This window comes from Paenibacillus xylaniclasticus (genome assembly GCF_004001065.1).
Taxonomy (GTDB): Bacteria; Bacillota; Bacilli; order Paenibacillales; family Paenibacillaceae; genus Paenibacillus_T; species Paenibacillus_T xylaniclasticus.
In genome coordinates this window covers 1-18,918 of sequence record NZ_BIML01000033.1, presented here as the reverse complement: position 1 = coordinate 18,918, position 18,918 = coordinate 1, and the positions used below count along the sequence as shown (strand labels likewise).

The 18,918-nt window shown below is 47.6% G+C and carries 15 protein-coding genes; all 15 read left to right on the top strand.

Features of this window, described 5'->3' with window-relative positions; translation table 11 throughout:
- Positions 1–129: 129 nt before the first annotated feature.
- On the top strand, positions 130–759 hold the full coding sequence (locus tag PXY01_RS19470; protein ID WP_127572387.1) for a TetR/AcrR family transcriptional regulator: 630 nt from the start codon (positions 130–132) through the stop codon (positions 757–759).
- A 389-nt stretch (positions 760–1,148) separates the two neighbouring features.
- Entirely contained in the window at positions 1,149–2,735 is a 1,587-nt protein-coding gene (locus tag PXY01_RS19465) for a sugar ABC transporter ATP-binding protein (protein ID WP_127572385.1), read from the top strand.
- A 35-nt stretch (positions 2,736–2,770) separates the two neighbouring features.
- A complete protein-coding gene (locus PXY01_RS19460) occupies positions 2,771–3,958 on the top strand; it encodes a sugar ABC transporter substrate-binding protein (RefSeq protein ID WP_127572383.1) in 1,188 nt (395 codons plus the stop codon).
- Positions 3,959–4,003: 45 nt separating this feature from the next.
- Positions 4,004–5,152, top strand: a complete 1,149-nt coding sequence (locus PXY01_RS19455) for an NADH-dependent flavin oxidoreductase (protein ID WP_127572381.1) — start codon at positions 4,004–4,006, stop codon at positions 5,150–5,152.
- 60 nt (positions 5,153–5,212) lie between these two features.
- Positions 5,213–6,280 carry an ABC transporter permease gene (locus tag PXY01_RS19450; RefSeq protein ID WP_127572379.1) on the top strand — a complete coding sequence of 356 codons (1,068 nt, stop codon included), beginning with the start codon at positions 5,213–5,215 and terminating at the stop codon, positions 6,278–6,280.
- A 167-nt stretch (positions 6,281–6,447) separates the two neighbouring features.
- The gene (locus tag PXY01_RS19445) at positions 6,448–8,517 is read left to right on the top strand and encodes a hydantoinase/oxoprolinase family protein (RefSeq protein WP_127572377.1); all 2,070 of its coding nucleotides are present in this window, start codon (positions 6,448–6,450) and stop codon (positions 8,515–8,517) included.
- A gap of 17 nt (positions 8,518–8,534) precedes the next feature.
- Positions 8,535–10,328 (top strand): hydantoinase B/oxoprolinase family protein, encoded by a 1,794-nt coding sequence (locus PXY01_RS19440; RefSeq protein ID WP_127572375.1) that lies wholly within the window; start codon positions 8,535–8,537, stop codon positions 10,326–10,328.
- 119 nt (positions 10,329–10,447) lie between these two features.
- The gene (locus PXY01_RS19435; protein ID WP_164744503.1) at positions 10,448–11,821 is read left to right on the top strand and encodes an amidase; all 1,374 of its coding nucleotides are present in this window, start codon (positions 10,448–10,450) and stop codon (positions 11,819–11,821) included.
- Between the two features lie 51 nt (positions 11,822–11,872).
- Positions 11,873–12,805 (top strand): DMT family transporter, encoded by a 933-nt coding sequence (locus tag PXY01_RS19430; protein WP_127572372.1) that lies wholly within the window; start codon positions 11,873–11,875, stop codon positions 12,803–12,805.
- On the top strand, positions 12,798–13,445 hold the full coding sequence (locus PXY01_RS19425; protein ID WP_164744502.1) for an isochorismatase family protein: 648 nt from the start codon (positions 12,798–12,800) through the stop codon (positions 13,443–13,445). The genes PXY01_RS19430 and PXY01_RS19425 overlap by 8 nt, the downstream gene beginning before the upstream one ends.
- A 149-nt stretch (positions 13,446–13,594) precedes the next feature.
- A complete protein-coding gene (locus PXY01_RS19420; protein ID WP_127572368.1) occupies positions 13,595–14,413 on the top strand; it encodes a methyl-accepting chemotaxis protein in 819 nt (272 codons plus the stop codon).
- Between the two features lie 499 nt (positions 14,414–14,912).
- Complete coding sequence (locus PXY01_RS19415) at positions 14,913–15,149, top strand: hypothetical protein (protein WP_127572366.1); 237 nt, start codon at positions 14,913–14,915, stop codon at positions 15,147–15,149.
- Between the two features lie 432 nt (positions 15,150–15,581).
- Positions 15,582–16,775 (top strand): carbohydrate-binding domain-containing protein, encoded by a 1,194-nt coding sequence (locus PXY01_RS19410; RefSeq protein WP_127572364.1) that lies wholly within the window; start codon positions 15,582–15,584, stop codon positions 16,773–16,775.
- Positions 16,776–17,262: 487 nt separating this feature from the next.
- Positions 17,263–18,412 (top strand): IS3 family transposase gene (locus PXY01_RS19400; RefSeq protein ID WP_444980863.1). Its coding sequence is split into 2 segments (ribosomal slippage): positions 17,263–17,534 and positions 17,533–18,412, totalling 1,152 coding nucleotides; the frame shifts between segments, so codons are not numbered across the junction.
- A 222-nt stretch (positions 18,413–18,634) separates the two neighbouring features.
- A partial coding sequence (gene cdiI, locus PXY01_RS19395; protein ID WP_127572337.1) for a ribonuclease toxin immunity protein CdiI occupies positions 18,635–18,918 on the top strand: 284 nt, incomplete at its 3' end.

Below are 18,918 nucleotides of genomic sequence, written 5' to 3'. Positions count from 1 at the left end.
TGTGTAAACTCTCAAGCCAAACGAGTAGAAATGCTTGTTACTGGAAATGGATGAAGTGAATGAAGTGAAAATAGTTTAGTCAACGAAATAATGTAGAACATAAAATTTGTGATATTGGGGTGTTTACTGATGAAAAAAGAACTCACCAACCGGGCTAAGCAGGCCATTGCAACGAAAAAGAAGATTATCTCGTGCGGTAAGAAGCTGATTCTGTCCAAAGGGTTCGACAACATCACTGTAGATGCTATTTCTAAGGCTGCGGATATTACCGTGGGTACTTTTTATTATTATTTTAAATCTAAGGACGAGCTCCTTTTTGAAATTATGCCAAAGGTTGAGACTTATTTTGCAAGCGAAGAGGCCAAACGGCTGCAGAATGCTCGAAGCTTTGAAAAGATAGCGAGTTATTATTGTTTCTTCAGTGCGGAGCTCTACAATCAAAATTCTGCTGATTTCCTGCGTAAAGTATTTCTTTCGGAAAATGCGCTGTATATGCTCGATCAGGACCGGATCAGTCCGGCAGTTGAGCTGATTCTGGAAGGTCAGCAAAGAGGAGAGCTGACGCTCAGTTATTCTGCTGAATATATGGCGAAAACGATCTTCAGCGCTACGCGCGGACTCTGTCAGTACTGGGCAACGCATCCAGACTCCTTTAATCTTGCCGAGACGTCCCGGGATATTGTGAAACGGCTGCTGTACACATTCCTCACGGATACGGAACGGGACATGAAGTCGTTCTTCCAAACGAAGAAAGTATAAAATCCTCACCTTCCCTCTTTGATTCTGCAAACCACCGATCCTACAAGTCTTTCGTATTATTGTTTTCCCCTTTGCTATTCATTTCTCTATACAACCATCCCAGCCCTCGCACATCCTGCGTGGGTGTTTTTGTGTTGATTTTAGACATTCCATCTAACGCGTTCGGTGTAATTTAGATTGACATTTGGTGTAATAAAAACTTACGCAATTGTGTTAAAATAATTATTATTTTTTGTAAAAAACTATTGACTACGGTTGTTTTGCTATGTAAAATGTGACTCAACAGTTGATTTCATCGAATCCACTAGATGAAAATCTAGTATCCCAGATTGAATTGTGTTAGATAACCTTACACAACTTTGGGATCTGAGTGATTGGAGGGGTAGGAGATGCACAAAGTCGAAGATGCGGATGCGACGCTTCGTCTCCGGAACATTTCGAAGACGTTCGGCGGTACCAGAGCATTGAAATCCGTGAATCTAACGATTCGGCCGGGCGAAATACACGGTCTGCTCGGACAAAACGGATGCGGAAAGTCTACCTTGATTAAAGTATTGGCGGGCTATCATCAACCTGATCCGGGTGGGGAGCTGTGGGTCAGCGGCGTACAAGCGAAGCTTCCGCTGCAGCCGGGAGAGTCCTCCAAATACGGTATAAGCTTTGTCCATCAGGATCTTGGCTTAATACCAGAGTTTACCGTCTTGGAAAACTTGCTCATAAGCAAGCTCGCCGTTTCGAAAGCCCTCTATATCGATTGGAAGGAGGAAAGACGAAACGCGCGTGAAACGTTGAGAAAATATAAAGTCAATATGGACATCGATATGGAAGTTTCTCAACTCGGACCGGTTGAAAAAGCGATGCTGGCCATTGTAAGGGCGGTAGAAGATATTAAGGGCAATAAGAATGCCAAAGAAGCAAAAAGAGGATTGCTTATTTTGGACGAGCCTACCGTATTTTTACCGAAAGAAGAGGTCGATACGTTATTCCGGCTGGTTAGGGAAATCGTCGCAGAAGGCTACAGTGTCCTATTCGTTTCTCACGAAATCGACGAGGTTCTTGAATTGACCGATATGTTCACGGTACTGCGTGACGGAATGAACGTAGGCAGCGCAGAAACGAAGCATCACAGCAAGCATTCCATCATCGAAATGATTTTAGGTGAGAAGCTGAACGTATACGAGATGGAAAGCAAATCGGTTGCAGCAAGAAGCAAGGCCGAAACGTATCGTTTCGATAAGCTGCAGGGCGATCTGGTCAGGTCCGTAAGCTTTCAGGTTTCGAAAGGGGAAGTGCTCGGAATTACCGGTCTCGTCGGTTCGGGATTCGAAGAAATTCCATATATATTGTTTGGCGTGCTGGATGAGCAGTCCGGAGCGGTTTCTTACCAAGGTAAGCACATCGATTTATCGAGCTTTAGTCCCCGTCAAGCGGTAGAAAACAAGATGGCGCTTATCCCTGCGGACCGTCCTAATGCTGGAGGCATCGGTGATTTGTTAACAGAGGATAACTTGATGATGCTGGTGATGAAAGACTATCGTCCGTTCCGCTTACAGAAGAAGAAAATGCTGAAGAAAGCGAACGAGCTGCTAAGCCAGTACAAGGTTCACCCTCATGATCCGAAAATGGTATTCTCCCAGCTATCAGGCGGTAACCAACAGAAGGTAATCTTAGCGAAATGGCTGCAGGATGCTCCTGAACTGTTAATTTTGCACGAACCAACACAAGGGGTAGATATTGGAGCACGGCAGCAGCTATACACCCATATCGACAATGCGTCCGTATCCGGTATGGCGGTTATATGCTCCTCCTCCGATTACGAGCAGCTAGAGCAGCTTTGCACTCGAGTTCTCGTGTTCTCTGACGGTCAAATCGTCAGCGAGCTTACAGGATCAGAAATCACGAAGGAACGAATCATGCAGTGCTGCTACAACATCCCGAATTCAGAATTAGATCACAAGCAAGCTATTAATTATTAACAAAAATTATATATAAAAAGCGAGGAGATCTTAGGATGTGGAGAAAACTGGTTTTCTTAAGCGTTGCGGCAATGTTGGTTCTATCGGCGTGTTCATCGGAAAGCAAGGATACGAAAGCAACGACTGAGACCGCAGCAACAGGGTCTGCGGCTTCCGAGTCCACATCAACGGAGTCCGGAGCAGCAGAGAGCGCGTCGGCTGATGTATCTGTTATCGAAGAGCGTATGGCTAAATTGTCTGAAAAGCCTGAATTCGTATTCGAAGCAGAGTCATTCGATGCCAAAGAGTTAATGAAAGGCAAGAAGATTTTATCGATCCCAACGAACAGCGCAATCCCGTATGCGCAGACGCTTAGCAAAACGCAAGGCGAAATTGCTAGTGAGATTGGCTTTGAAGTGTTCACGTGGGAGAACCAAGGTAAATCAGTAGAATATGTGCAAGGCATTGAGCATGCGATCAACTCCGGTTACGATCTGATCGATCTATCGGGTGTCGATCCTAAGAGCCTGACGGCTCAAATCGCAGAAGCGCAAAAAGCTGGAATTGCGACCATTACTACGCACGTAACGGCACTTGGCGAAACGCTTGATTCTGTCGATCATTCCGCACCGCAAGATTTTGCAATGGCAGCGAATTTGCTGGCGGATTGGACGATTCTCAAAGGCGGTCAGGACGTTAATGTACTCGTGGTCAAAGAAAGTGATCTGAGCTGCTCGCTGACGATGGTCGAAGCGATGGAGAAGGAATTCGCTACGTATGCTCCTAACGCGAAAGTGAAATATTTGGACGTGCCGATTAGCGACTGGGGTACGAAAATGCAATCGGAAGTACAGAACGCCCTTCTTGCCGATCGTAACATCGATTATGTCATTGCAATTTACGACAGCATGCTGCAATACGTCGTTCCTGCGATTCAAATTAGCGGTAACACCGGTAAGGTCAAAACAGTCGGCTTCAACGGAACGCCATTTGTACTGGATATGGTTCGCGATGGCTCGGTAGAGATGGTTGTAGGCGAAAGCCTGGAGTGGCTGTCTTACGGTTACCTCGATTACGAAATGCGTGTACTCGCTGGTCTTGAAGTTCCTTCCGACGAGGCATTCCAATTCTACATTTGGACGAAGGACAACGTAGAGGATGCAGGTGTTCCTGCTGTTTCGACGCAAGGCTACGGCGACAATTACATCAAAGGCTATCGCGAGCTGTGGCAGCTTGATAAATAAGGATCGTCAATCGTACGAAGATGAATGATGGAAGGTGAGGCACGCATGAACGGCAAATACGAGCCATTATTTCAAAGTCATAAATTCAAATGCGGGTTAGAAGTGGACAATCGCTTAGTAATGGCACCTATGACCCACTTCTCCTCATTAGAGGACGGTACTTCATCCGAAGCCGAGCTTCAATATTACACAAGACGCTCGCAAGGGCTTGGAATGATTATTACGGCCTGCGCTTACATTACACCTAATGGTAAAGGCTTTGCCGGCGAGCCATCCGCCGCTTCGGACGAGGTTATTCCTTCGCTAGCGAAAGTAGCTGCCGCTATTAAGCAGAATGGAACGAAAGCGATTCTTCAGCTTAATCATGGAGGCCGGAGATGTGACCCGGCTATGGTTCCAGATGGTGATGTGATCGGGCCTAGCCCGGTCGCTTACGCCCGGCCGGACCGGGTACAGCTGCCCGTCCCAAGAGAAATGAGTGCTGAAGAAATTGAAGCGATGGTGAAGGCTTTCGGTGAATCCGTACGCCGGGCCATTGAAGCCGGATTCGACGGCGTCGAGCTGCATGGTGCCAACGGCTATTTGCTTCAACAGTTCTTCTCCCCTCACTCCAATCGTCGTACAGACGATTGGGGGGGAAGCATTCGCAATAGGATGAACTTTCCGCTGGCGGTCGTAGAAGAAATCACTCGTGTCAGAGAGAAGTACGCTACCAAACCGTTTGTCTTAGGCTATCGGTTCTCGCCAGAAGAGCCGGAGACGCCTGGCATTACAATGGACGAGACGCTGCTTCTTGTCGATGAGCTTGCAAACACTGGCCTTGATTATTTGCACGTCTCATTAGGCGACTTCTGGTCGAATCCGAAGCGGGGAGCGAAAGGATACTCGGAGCGGTCAAGGCTGGAAATTATTAAGAAACAGACTGGGGACCGAATTCCTGTAATCGGTGTCGGATCGATCTTTACTCCTGATGATGCATTAGACGCATACAATACGGGGATTGATCTGGTAGCGATAGGCAGAGAGCTGATTATTGAACCCGATTGGATAGACAAAGTGCGTTCGGGGAATGAAGGCTCGCTCATGACGAGATTGGACCCTAGTTTGAAAGAAGAACTCGTGATTCCGGAAGAGCTGTGGAGCGAAATTATGGGTACGCCGAATTGGTTTCCGGTGAAAGCAGCCAATCCGTAATAGTAATGAATACCTCTTGCGGTCATGTTTCTTCTATTAAAGTGTAAAGGAACGAGAACCATGAAAAATCATGCATCGGTTGCGGTCGGAGAGCTTGAGGCGAAAAAGCGATTTTCATTGGCTAGCATATTTCAGAAAAACGCGATTATCTTTGTCTGGATTGGAATTATCATTCTGTATTCATTGATAATTCCGGATATTTTCCCGACGTGGGGAAATTTCTCGATGATGTTTAGCTCTAAAGCGGTGTTGGTCGTGTTGGCTTTGGCCATTATGATTCCACTCGTCGCTGGGGATTACGACATGTCCGCTGCTTCCATCCTTGTATTATCGAGCATGATTGTAGCGACAGCCAATGTGAAATTGGGACTTCCAATCGGAGTGTCGGTCGTACTGGCTATCTTGATCGGTACATTGATCGGCTTCATTAACGGAGCGATCGTCTCTAAGCTAAATATTAACCCGTTCATCGTCACAATGGGTGTATCGACGTTATTAAACGGCATTACGTTATGGATATCCGGTTCGAGAACGATTACGGGAATCGATTCATCACTGCAGAAAGCTGTTATCATCGGCCGTATATTCGATATTTCTTACGTATTCTTCTATGCGCTGATCTTATGCGGAATTCTATTCTACATCCTGGAATTTACCGCGATCGGCAAAAAAATTCTGATGGTTGGCCGAGGAAACAATGTAGCACGTCTAAGCGGCATTAAAGTGGATCGTATTCGTTGGGGATGCTTTACCGCATCCGGCTTCGTATCCGCAATCGGCGGTGTACTGTACGCGGGAACGCTCGGCAGTGCCGATCCATCGTCAGGCTTGAGCTTCCTCATGCTAGCATTCGCAGCTGTATTCCTTGGATCAACTTGCATTAAGCCGGGACGCTTTAACCCGATTGGTTGTATCATTGCGGTATACTTCCTGGTTACCGGTACAACCGGCTTATCACTTATGGGCATCTCCACCTTCATTCAAGATATATTTTATGGATTGGCGCTTGTACTGTCGGTTATGTCATCCGTGCTCGTAAAACGGCTGCAAGAAAAGCAGCTGAAGAAGAAGAAGTTAGCGGTTGTACAGCCTGGCGCATCTCAGACAAGTACATCGGAGAGTGCATAGCAATGTAGAAGATAGCTTGCAGGCCAATGGCAGCAGTTAAGGCTTGCAGACTAAAACTTCGCAACAGTATTCAGAATATTCTGACATCTATTGAATCAAGCTTGTCGATAGAGTCCAGCTAGTCCGGCAGAATATTTAAAACTTTAAAGACGAGGAGCGAACTAACCATGAAACGCATCGGTGTAGACGTCGGAGGTACTTTTACAGACTTGATTTACGTAGACGGCGAAACGTTTGAAGTATATAAAACTTCTACCACCCCGCACGATCCATCCATCGGGGTAATGGAAGGCATTAATCAGCTGTGCAGCATCGTCGGAGCGAAACGCGAAGAAATTATGGAGGTTTTCCACGGGACGACGATTGCTACGAACATGGTACTGGAAGGCAAAGGCGCGAGGGTCGGCATGCTGACCACCGAGGGCTTCCGCGATATTCTTCATATCGCCCGCCACAAGCGACCATACAACTTTAGTATTATGCAGGATATTCCATGGCAAACGAATCCGGTTGTTCAAAGAAGGGACCGTCACGTTGTCTCGGAGCGGGTGACTGCACCTAACGGTGAGGTTCTCAAGCCGCTGGACAAAGAAAAGGCTCGGGCAGCGATCCGGAAAATGAAAGAGGATGGCGTTGAAGCGATCTCCGTATGCTTCCTGTTCTCCTTCTTGAATCCGACGCATGAGCAAGAGGTATTGAAAATTATTGAAGAGGAATTCCCTGAAGCTTATGTCTCGCTTCGTTCCGAGGTAAGCCCTCAGTTCCGCGAATACGAGTCCTTCACGACAACATCGCTCAACTCGTATGTCGGACCGAAAACGGCGAGCTACATCAAGAACCTGGAAAGCATGCTGGTCAGCGCTGGCTATGTTAACGCTAACCTTCATCTCATGCAGTCCGGCGGTGGCGTTGCGACAGCTTCCGCTGCAGCCGAAAAACCGGTGCATCTGCTCATGTCGGGTCCTGCAGCAGGCGTGCAAGGTGCGATCTGGGCATCCAAACTGACGGAAATCAAGAACGTCATTTCCCTGGATATCGGCGGCACCTCGGCGGATATTGCGGTTATTCCGAATTTGAAGCCGGGCATGAAGCATTTGCTTGATACGCAGGTCGGCGGCTATTCTGCCATGATTCCGATGATCGATATCGGTACGATCGGTGCGGGCGGCGGCTCGGTCGCTTACATTGACGAAGGCGGATTTTTCCGAGTCGGACCTCGAAGCGCCGGAGCTGTTCCTGGTCCAGCATGCTACGACCGCGGCGGTACGGAGCCAACGGTTACCGACGCGAATATCTTGCTCGGACGTCTTGGTACAGAATTGCTCGGCGGCCGGATGACGATCAAGCCGGAATACTCCCGCGATGTGATTCAGAAGAATTTGGCTGACAAGCTGGGCCGCACCGTTGAGGAGTGCTCGCTCGGTATCATCGAAATTATGAACAACAACATGATTCAGGCCATCGAGAAAGAAAGTATCCGCATCGGTCTTGACCCGCGTGACTTCGCATTGTTCGCCTGCGGCGGCGCCGGTTCACTGCACGCCTGCGCTGTAGCAAGGGAATTGGGCATGAAAACAGTAATCGTTCCGACAAGCCCTGGCGCCCTCTGCGCGGTCGGTCTTGTAGCAACGAACCTGCTATACGACTTCTCCAAAACGGAGATGCAGCTGTCGACGAAGCCAGATCTGGACAAGCTGGACAAAGACTTCACAGCATTAGAGCAAGAAGCGTTGAGCCGACTGAAAGAGGACAGAGTGCCAGAAGCGGACATTTCCCTCCAGCGCGTTGCGGAATGCCGTTATCTTGGACAAGGCTACGAGCTTCGCGTAACCGTTCCGAACGGCAAATTGACGCCAGAAGCGTTCGAGAAAATTAAAGAAGATTTCCACCGCACTCACTTGGAGTTCTTTGGTAAGGACTACAAAGAAACGGCGATCGAAATCGTCAACATTCGTGTCGAAGGCGTTGGCAAAATGCCAGAGCTCGAAATTGCGAAGGTTCCAGCGTCTAAGGAAGATCCATCGGCAGCTTACAAGTACTCGAGAGATATCATTTTCAAAGTCAATGGCGAAATCGGCACGTACGAGTCCAAAGTGTATGACCGTTATAAGCTCAGAGATGGCAATGTCATTGTCGGACCGGCTGTCATCGATCAAATGGACACGACTGTCCTTATCGAGCCAAACTGCACGGCGACCGTTAATGAATATGGCATTATTCTAATCGATATTCAATAAGGAAGGGGAGCTTTGGCATGAGTGAAGCGATTCGTTATATAAAAGGTACTGATATTAAACGTGTTCCGGTAGATCCGGTAACGCTGCAGGTGTTGGGTGGAGCTTTCAAAATGATTGCTCAAGAGATGGGTATCGTCCTGTATCGCATGTCTTATTCCAGTATCATCCGTGAATCCGAGGATTTGGGCGCAGGTATTTGTGACGTAGCGTGCAGACAAATTTGCGAGAGCGAAAACTCGCCGATGCACGCCGGTTCGGTCGGCGGTTACATTAAAGGCATTTTGCACCGCCTAGAAGGAAACATTCATGATGGCGACGTCATTATCCATAACCATCCATATTACGGCGCTTCTCATACGCCAGACGTGCAAATCTCGATTCCGATCTTCTACCAAGGCAAGCACATTGGCTATTCCGCTATTAATGCGCACCTGGTAGACGTAGGTAACGCCGGTGCCGGCGTTGCCATCGATGCCCGCGATATTTACGCTGAGGCGAGAATCTACAATGCTCTGAAGCTGTATGAAAAAGGCAAGCTGAATGAGCAGCTGTGGACGATGATTCTGGACAACGTGCGTACGCCGTCGATGAACGATAACGATATTCACGCTTTGATTGCAGCAGCGGAGCACGGCAAGAAACGGTTCCTGGAGCTGGTTGAGAAGTACGGACTCGAGACGGTATTCTCGGCTTCCGAAGAATGGCTCGATTACTCCGAGCGTATGCTGCGCAAGGAAATTGCGAAAATTCCGGACGGCGTATACCATGCAGAAAGCTATCTGGACGATGACGGCGTGAACCTTGGCAAACGTCTTAAAGTATCGACGACCGTGACGATTCACGGAGATTCGCTGACGGTTGACCTGTCTGGTTCCGCCGACGAGGTTATGACGGCCTTCAACGTACCGTTCGAGGGCAGCACGCGGCCAGCAATCAACACGGTTATTCACGATTTGTTCTTGGACGACGCACTTCATACGGAATATATTCCACAGAACGAAGGCTTGGAGCGTCCGGTGAACGTCATTGCGCCGAAAGGTTGTATCTTCAACCCGAACTTCCCGAGGGCGTCCTCGGCACGGTTCAATCAAGTTAACCGTATGGCGGATTGCATCATTAGGGCTCTTGCTCCTGTAATGCCAGAGCGTGTAGCTGCAGGCAGCTCGGCGAATATTCACTATATCGTATACAGCGGCTTTAACAAAGAAGCCGGCGAATATTGGGTTTATGGCGAAGTAACGGAAGGAAGCTACGGCGGCAGACACGAGAAGGATGGCATCGATACGATCGACTGTATCATCGCCAACACTCGCAACGTTCCAATCGAGGAAACAGAGTGGCATCTGCCTCTGCTTGTTGAACGCTATGAAATCCGGCCTGAGAAAGCAGCTCCGGGCAAATGGCGCGGCGGTATCGGCGTCATTCGCGAAACGCGGTTCTTGGATGACGGCATCCTAGGCTGCGAAGGCGACCGCCACTTCGACTCGCCTCCTGGCTTGTTCGGGGGACACGACGGACTTCCTGCTAACCTGGTCAAAAACCCTGGTACGGCTGAAGAACAAGTTATGCCTTCCAAAGTTTCGGCTGATTTCTTCAAAGCCGGCGATGTCATTCAAGTATCGTCCCCTTGCTCCGGCGGCTATGGAGATCCGCTGGAACGGGACCCTGAATTGGTACTGAACGATATATTAGACGGCTTCAGCCTGCTGGAGGACGTCGAAGCGGACTACGGGGTTGTCATTCATGCTGATACGATGACTGTAGATTATGAAGCGACGAAAGCGTTGCGGGCATCCCGTAAAAGCGCGTAAACCCTGATATAAAGAGTTTCGTTCAACATAAGGAATTTAGTGGCGCGGCCATTTCGGCTGCGCCATCTCTATCCTCCGTCTTACATTGAATCCAATACAGGGTTAGGTGGATGAATGAAATGAACAACGCATTAGAACAACTTGGACTCACAGAGCTGCATGAACGGTTCGTGCAAAAAAGCGTCTCTCCGGTAGAGTATACGAGGCATATGCTGGAGCTTATGAAGCGGGAATCGTTGAATTCTATCGTTACGGTTGATGAGGAAGCCGCTTTGGCTTTCGCCAAACAATCTGAGCAAAGGTATGCCGCAGGGGAAGCGATCGGTCCTTTGGACGGCGCACTCATCGGTGTGAAGGACATTATTCGGACGAAAGGAATTCGGACAACCTTCGGCTGCGGCGCTTACAAGGACTACATTCCAGACGAGGATGCGTTCGCTATTGCCAAATTGAAGGCTCAAGGCGTCAACGTCAGCGTCAAAACGAATACCTCTCAGTTCGCAATGGGACCGATGGGAGATGTGTCCTATAACGGTCCGGTTCTAAATCCCCATGATCCTCAAAGAGTGTCCGGCGGTTCTTCCTCGGGAAGCGCGGCTGCAGTAGCAGGTTTTCTATGTGCAGGAACGCTCGGCACAGATTCCGGCGGCTCGATCCGCATTCCATCCGCTTTGTGCGGCGTTGTCGGACTGAAGCCCACGTTCTCTCTCGTTAGCAACGAAGGGGCTATGCCAGTGAACGAAGCGGTCGATACGATCGGTCCTATAACACGTTCGGTTCAAGATAACGCACTCATTCTTAACGCTATTGCCGGGTATAACCCTCGGGACTTGCGAAGCGCTCCGCTGAAGCCGGAAAACTATTTAAGCCGAATGAATGAATTGTTATCGGGAGGCAAGGTTGCCTTTGTCGCCAACTCCATCGAAGGTGTGGAGGCTTCCGTCGAGAAAGCGGTACGGAACTCGGTCAGTGCGTTCTCCGAATTAGGTGCGATCATTCGGGAGACGAATTTTCCTCAAATGGACCATTTGCGCACCGCTCATCAGCTTCTCCTCATGGCAGGCGCCCATATGGAGCACAAGGAGGATGTTGCTCAGCATCGCTCCCATATTTACGAGCAGGTCTACAATCGCTTGATGAAGGGCGATCTGAATTCCGATCAATATGTTCAATACGAGCGCATGCGCCATGAGATGGTCGGGCTTCTATACGAATTGCTGGGCGATAGCGATGTATTGCTGCTGCCGACCTCACCGGCTGCCGCTTGCTTAATTGGCCAGAAGAGCATCGAGATTAACGGCACGGCACAAAGTCCGCTAACGCTGTACCCGACGTATTCCTGGATTGCAAGCTACAGCGGATTTCCGAGCATCACCATTCCTGCAGGGAAGGATGATCGCAACATGCCGGTTGGAATTTCCCTTATTGCAAGACCATTTGACGAAGCCAATCTATACCGGTACGCAGGTCAACTCGAACATTATATGAAATAACGGTCGAATTCGAATTTAGGAGTACCGGCCGGTGTACTAGGAGATTTTTAGATGAACTCAAAAAACTTAGGTTACGTATGGCTGGCGATTGCTGTATTCAGCTTCAGCTCCTACGAGGTCATCAGCAAGTTCGTCCAAGGCTTCGTGGACCCGACACAGTTGACTTTTGTCCGTTTTCTGACCGGCGGCCTTGTGCTGCTGCCTTTCGCCTTCATGCATATGAAGAAAAAAGGTATCCGTTTAACGAAAAAAGATTTGTTTATCCTGCTGCTGTTAGGTTTTCTGAACGTAAGCATCAGCATGAATCTCATTCAAATCGGGATGGAGTATACGCCGGCTAATCTGGCGGCGATGATCATTAGCAGTAACCCGGTCTTTGTTGCATTATTCTCCTCTATCTTCTTGAAGGAACGTTTGACGGTAAAGAAAGCAGCCGGCTTGCTGATCGGCATTGTCGGCGTCGCAGTCGCACTAGGCGCGACAACGTCAACGACCAATTCCGATTTTTATCTGGGCGTCGCGCTTCAAGCTGCGGGCATGATCGCATTCAGCCTGTATACCGTTTTAGGGAAAAAAGTGGCGCTGCGGGTTGGAAGCATCACATTAAACGCCTATTCTTCTATTTTGGGTAGTTTGACTATATTACCATTTGTTTTATATAAGGGAATATCCCCTTTTGCAATCGATCTACAGCCAATTTGGTGGGAAATGGCGTACATTTGTATCGGAAATACGGGGCTGGCATTCTTCCTCTATTTCAAGGCGTTAGAATCGCTCGACACAAGCTTTGCTTCAACCACCTTTTTCGTTAAACCGATTTTGGCAAGTTTGCTGGCTACGCTAATACTGGGTGAAATGTTCTCGATGAATATGGTAGCGGGCATTGTGTTAGTTCTGATTGGCATCTATTTCGTCAATAAGCAGGGGCAAAACCGTCTGCAAATAAGGACAAAACATAGGAAGGCAGGGGAGCGCGTTGGATAGAAGCGAAGTATATCGTCATGCGGGATTGGGCGGTAGAGCGGGCTTCGGTCAGCGACCGGCTATCGTCGTCATCGATTTTCAGAACGCATTTACAAGCGAACAGTCCGCATCAGGAGCTGATATGTCGGATGCTTGTAAGGCGACAAGACAGCTGACCGATGTGGCTCGGGAGAAAAACATTCAGATCATCTACACGCGGGTCGGCTACAAGTTGAATGGAGTCGATCTAGGGATCTGGGGAGAGAAATGTCCAAGCTTGAAAGAGATTCAGCCTGGCTCCTGGCACTACGAATGGGATAGCCATTTGGATGTGCGGCCAGAAGATGTAGAGATCGAAAAGCACGGCCCATCCGCATTCTTCGGAACGCACCTTGCGCCGATGTTGAACGCTATGCATATTGATACGGTCATTCTGTGTGGTTGTACGGTCGGGGGCTGTGTGTATGCGACGAGCTTAGACAGCTGCTCTTACGGTTTCCGGACGATTGTGCCGCAGGAATGCGTTGCAGACCGCAGTCAAGAGGTTTACGACCTCTTCCTATGGAATATGAATCAGAAATACGCCGATATAATGCCGTTGGATGACGTTCTCGCAGCAATCGAGCAATTGAATCCGCTGGAATATGCTTTTCGCACATAACTGAATGCTGAACGTCCCGAGGATGCTTATTGTAGCACCTCGGGCATTTCTTTTATAGTAACTCATGGCTTTTACCGAGAGCATGTGCTAGGCTTTAGTAGGTGTAGCCGACTATGTAAGCGCATAACATTGGAAGGAAGATAAAGCCGATGAATGAGAAAATTGCGGATTTGATTAAAGCAGCATCACTAATTCAGGAATCCCTCCATGATGATACGCATATTATCATTACCGATATGGAAGAAGTTTTGGTCTCGCTCCCAGGCAAACAGATAAAGCTGCCGGTTCCTGTTGGAGCCAAGGTTGATCAGCTTAGGGGAACCGTATCCGAGATTGCATTAAGCTCAGGAGTAAAAAGAACGGAAGAAAGAGGAGCCGAACAGTTCGGTTTTCCATATATAACAACAGCAACGCCAATATTTGATGAGGGGGAGGTCGTCGGCGTCATTGGACTAGTCTCTGACAATAGGAAGGGTGAGCTGTTAAAAGAGAACTACGGCAATCTTAACTCGATCATGAATGAAATCTCAATTATTATTGAAGAAACAACGGCTGCCCAAATGCAAGCGACGGAAAAGATGCAGCGTCTTTCGGAATTTTCCGATTCGATTGTTGATCAGGTAAGCAATAGTGAAACATTAATTAGCGGAATTCAGTATGTTGCCAGCCAGTCGCATCTTCTGGGATTGAACGCTTCGATTGAGGCGGCAAGAGCGGGTGAGATCGGGAAAGGCTTTGAGGTTGTTGCGCGGGAGATTAAGAAGCTGGCAATGAGCAGCCAAGAATCATCGACTGAAATTGCAGATCAGCTCAATAATATGAAGTCGGATTTAGAATATATGAGCAGTAATATCCATGGAGTTGTTGGATTCATTCAAGAGATCGCAGCCAAAATGGAGGAGTTAAACGGTTCTTATGAGCAGCTGGTGCAGATGGCGAAAGAAATTTCTGATTTGCGAAATGGATGATCGTTTCTTATTGCTCTCTGTCATGAAACGGTGAAACTGCAGCATGAAAATAGCCCTCAGCCTGATAGCTAGCTGGGGGCTATTTGGTGTTCGTTTAATGCAAGGTTATTTTTTTGATTTGTTTACAAGAAGGTATACGAAATTGCCATTTCAGGTCGGGTTATGGCCATTCTGGGCTGAAATAGTTAACATTAATTCTATTAATTGGTGTAGTAGTGTTGGATAAAAGGTAAGCTGCTAGACGAACTGCATTGATAACGCCTAGTCCAAATTCCTTCTTTATAGGACCATACAGGCGGTGGAAATCATGTCATCCATTAATGTGAATCTAACCGAATGAAATGGAATTAAGCGAAGCTTAGAGAAGAGCCAGTCACGATTAACGAAGGCGGCGAACGGAGCAGCCTCGGTTCGCATTGATGGGGCGATATCGGCGAGGCGGAGCATTGGCTCCCGCGTCGCGAGTGTGAATCGTTCGATCCAGGACGTAGAGTATCAGATGAATCAGCTGATTGCGTTCCTCGGAGATGCGATCCAGCGGTATGAGCATAACGAAGGAGAAATCGATAAGCTGTTGTCGGAAATACAGGATTTCCGGGAAAAGCGAAGCGCGTGGGATTGGATCGTCGATCAGGCCGAGTATGTTGGGGATAAGATGAAGGACGCGTGGAATAGTATCGATGACTTCATACAGGATACGCTCGATCTTATTCAGGCTTACCTATCAGAAGATTAAGACCAGTGAACTAATTAAGATCGGAGTAGCTAAATATATGCCAACATTTAAAGATCTCATTACGAGTACACCTTTTGATAAGGTATGGAGTATGTTTGTTCTTCATTAGGAGTTTAAGAGGGATAAGCGTGATCAGTTTGCAGCTTTATATAAGAGTCTGCAGTCCACTTCACCTGCTCCCAATGATTCGAACATGTACATCTACATCAACGTATTCGAAGAGGATGCTAATGAGGAATGGATTTCTACTAAGGAATTTGATGAGCATGATGGATGACTAACGAAAGCTTCATCGCCCATTGCTTATGGGAAATGACCTTCTATTACGGGTTTGATGATACGAAAGCTAGATAATCGATTCGTTCTCGTTCCTTTCAGTTTGATTTAAGATCCATGCATTAAAATGACTGTAGAGACGAGGAGGGATCATTCATGAGTACGAAGAAGCTGAAAAGAATAAGCGTGATTATGTTGGCCGCCGCGCTTTGCCTGTCTGCTGTAGGATGCTCTAAGGCAGAAGATGAGAGCGGGTCAGCTGCTGCGACGACCCGAGCAGCGCCTTCGGCTGTGGCGTCAAATGCAGTGTCGACAACTTTGTTAGATACCTCGCAATTATTTAGTGACCGTGACCTCAAGCAGGCGGTGGAGCTTACGAATGCTGTACGGATGAAATTAGAGAGCAATCAAGATGTGACGCTGGATCAGGAGGGCGTTTATGTCATAAGCGGCGAGGCACACAACGCGACAGTCGTGGTTGATGCTGCTAAGGATGCGAAGGTTCAAATCGTGCTTGATGGCGTGAGTATCACCAATGAGGACTCGCCCGCTATATATGTAAAAGCAGCGGATAAAGTATTCGTTACATCCACGAGCAGTGAGAACCACATGACCGTCTACGGAAACTATACAGCAGATGGGTCAACCAATTTGGATGCGGTCATTTTTTCTAGAGCGGATCTGGTCCTGAACGGAACCGGTACATTAGACATTGTGTCTAACGAAGGTAACGGGATTTCCTCCAAGGATGATCTCACAATTACCGGAGGCACGTATACGATTCATTCCTCCGCGGATGCGATCGAGGCGAATGATTCCATTCTGATCCACGATGGAACGGTTAGTATCGATTCGGATAAAGACGCTCTGCATAGCGAGAACGATGAGGATGATACTCTCGGGTACATTTATATGGAAGGCGGAACCTTAAACATTACCGCTGCAAATAATGCCATCCGCGCGAACCGCTTTGTTCAAATCGATGGAGGTATTATAAACATCGAGAGCTGCAAAGAAGGCATCGAGGCCAATGTGGTTAAGATCAATGATGGTCAGATCAAGATGTTTGCGATGGATGATGGGATTAATGCTTCGTTCAAAGTGAAATCGAATGTCGTGATCGAAGTAAATGGCGGTACCATTGACGTAAGGATGGACAGTGGAGATACGGACGCATTTGATTCCAATGGCGATATATATATTAATGGCGGAACCATTCGTATAGAGGCTTCTTCTGCCTTTGATGCAGATGGTACTGCTCAATTAATTGGTGGAGATGTAACAGTCAATGGAGAGAAAATAACGGAAATTACCCAATCGCATCCAGGTGGAAGGGGCAAGCGGGCATAAAGCAAGGCTTTCCTTGTGTCTGTACCCAATGGAGCGTAACTTTGTAGAGGTTTGTCCGTTAGTCAGCTGCTGCTGACTTCTGGACAAGCCTCTTTCTCGCGTAAGCTATCTTTACAGCTTAACTGAGCGGATGTGGAGAAATGTAGGGGCCAAATAGTGAGATTTCAATTAAGCTGTTGGCCATCTCTTCAGGACTCGTCGCATAATTTTCTTTCATCCAGAAGACGATGCTTTCCATATAAGCGCCTGTCGCTATTCATAAAGTAACGAAGCACCCGACAATTGACGGTATCATCCAAATTGAGTACAAGATACCCAAACTTGATAACAAGGGTAACTTAATTGGAGAATTTAAGTACTTCAAGAACCCCAAGACTGTTTATGATCCATCAAAAATATCTGATGAAACAATTATTGAATGGGGTAAAGTATAATGCTCCCATAGCTTGAGACACGGGAGGGTGAAAAATAAGTTATAATTTAAGCCATGGAAAAACGGAACCGATACACTGCAGAGTTTAAGACAAAGGTTGTGCTGGAGGTGCTCCGTGAGGAGCAGACCGTGAACGAGATCGCTGCTAAATATGAACTTAGTCCTGTGATGATTAGCCGATGGAAGTCGGAGTTTCTAGAGCGTGCAACCACGGTGTTTGAGAAGAAGACCAGTGAAGTCGACAAAGTGAGAAAGGAGTATGAGAGCAAGCAGGAGCATTTAGAGAAGCTGGTTGGCCAACTCACAGTTGAGGTCGACTGGCTCAAAAAAAAATCTGGCCATAAATGAATCGCCCGAAGCACGTAAAGCTATGGTCGAGCGTGACAATGCCGAGATCACGATCAAGCGTCAGGCAGACCTTCTCAGTATCAACAGAACCAGCGTCTACCGCCCCGAGAAAGAGCGTCGTGAGAGCGAAGAAAATGTACAGATCTTGCATCGGATCGATGAGATTTACACGAAGCATCCCTATTTCGGCTACCGGCGAATGACCTGGTTCCTTCGAGAGCAAGGCTTCAAAATCAATCGTAAGCGTGTTCGCCGTCTGATGCAGCTTATGGGCCTTGAGGCGATCTATCCAAAGCCGAACCTAAGTAGGCGCCTTCATGCTAAATATACCCGCCCCTATCTGCTTCGTGGTTTAACGATTGACCGTCCAAATCAGGTCTGGGGAGTCGACATCACCTATATCCGGATGGGCAAGGGATTCATGTATCTCTTCAACATCATCGATTGGTACAGCAGAAAAGTCATTGATTATTACGAACTGTCCAGCACGCTCGAAAAGGGCTTCGTTCTGAGATGCTTAAGACGCGCATTCAGCCATTGCAAGCCGGAGATTATGAACAGCGACCAGGGCTCCCATTTCACCAATGCTGATTATCCTGAACTGCTAGAAAAAGCAGGAGTGAAGGTATCTATGGATGGTAAAGGCCGGGCAACAGACAACAGCCGCACAGAGCGTTATTTCCGGTCTCTCAAGTACGAATGCATCTTTCTAAACGAATTTGAAAACCCTCGCGCGCTGCGTAAAGGGATAGCTCGCTATGTCCATTTTTACAATCAGGAACGGCCTCATAAGTCTTTGCGCGGCGCCAAACCAGATCAATTCTATGTCCATTCGACTGACAAAATCGCATCCTAGCTAGACTACACGACAAGGAGGATTAACTTATTCCTCAAAAATTCGTGTCTTGACAATGGGGAGCATTACAAAGCTGCTATGCAACAAGGAATGGATGCAGGCAGTATAGTCGGAAGAAAAATTACTGGCGTTGCACCAAATGGGTTGAAATTTGAGGGTTATATGGATTCTGATGGTATAATTACGAATTTCTATCCTAAAATTGATTAATGGAGGTAAGCCATGAGAATCGATAAAAAATTCGAGGAATTAACTGCAATGGAGCTTTATTTCCTTTATCTTGATGAAGATAAATTCGTAAAGGCTCTAGAAGGCTTTTCAAACTTGACAGGCTATGGTGTTTCAGAGTTTATTGGTTGTGCATTTCCATCTGAATATGAGTCATGGGAAGAAGGATACTTTGGTGATACAGGGGTGAAGTTTGAAGTTGAACCACCTGCAGTTGATGAAACAAAATATGAGATAGTGCCGAACGAAAACTTCTTTGATCTTCTTGAAGAAATGGC

What these genes read in the sequence shown, in the direction of transcription:
- PXY01_RS19470 (WP_127572387.1), top strand. Translation starts at nt 130, where the DNA reads ATGAAAAAAGAACTCACCAACCGGGCTAAGCAGGCCATTGCAACGAAA.
- PXY01_RS19465 (WP_127572385.1), top strand. Translation starts at nt 1,149, where the DNA reads ATGCACAAAGTCGAAGATGCGGATGCGACGCTTCGTCTCCGGAACATT.
- PXY01_RS19460 (WP_127572383.1), top strand. Translation starts at nt 2,771, where the DNA reads ATGTGGAGAAAACTGGTTTTCTTAAGCGTTGCGGCAATGTTGGTTCTA.
- PXY01_RS19455 (WP_127572381.1), top strand. Translation starts at nt 4,004, where the DNA reads ATGAACGGCAAATACGAGCCATTATTTCAAAGTCATAAATTCAAATGC.
- PXY01_RS19450 (WP_127572379.1), top strand. Translation starts at nt 5,213, where the DNA reads ATGAAAAATCATGCATCGGTTGCGGTCGGAGAGCTTGAGGCGAAAAAG.
- PXY01_RS19445 (WP_127572377.1), top strand. Translation starts at nt 6,448, where the DNA reads ATGAAACGCATCGGTGTAGACGTCGGAGGTACTTTTACAGACTTGATT.
- PXY01_RS19440 (WP_127572375.1), top strand. Translation starts at nt 8,535, where the DNA reads ATGAGTGAAGCGATTCGTTATATAAAAGGTACTGATATTAAACGTGTT.
- PXY01_RS19435 (WP_164744503.1), top strand. Translation starts at nt 10,448, where the DNA reads ATGAACAACGCATTAGAACAACTTGGACTCACAGAGCTGCATGAACGG.
- PXY01_RS19430 (WP_127572372.1), top strand. Translation starts at nt 11,873, where the DNA reads ATGAACTCAAAAAACTTAGGTTACGTATGGCTGGCGATTGCTGTATTC.
- PXY01_RS19420 (WP_127572368.1), top strand. Translation starts at nt 13,595, where the DNA reads ATGAATGAGAAAATTGCGGATTTGATTAAAGCAGCATCACTAATTCAG.
- PXY01_RS19415 (WP_127572366.1), top strand. Translation starts at nt 14,913, where the DNA reads ATGAATCAGCTGATTGCGTTCCTCGGAGATGCGATCCAGCGGTATGAG.
- PXY01_RS19410 (WP_127572364.1), top strand. Translation starts at nt 15,582, where the DNA reads ATGAGTACGAAGAAGCTGAAAAGAATAAGCGTGATTATGTTGGCCGCC.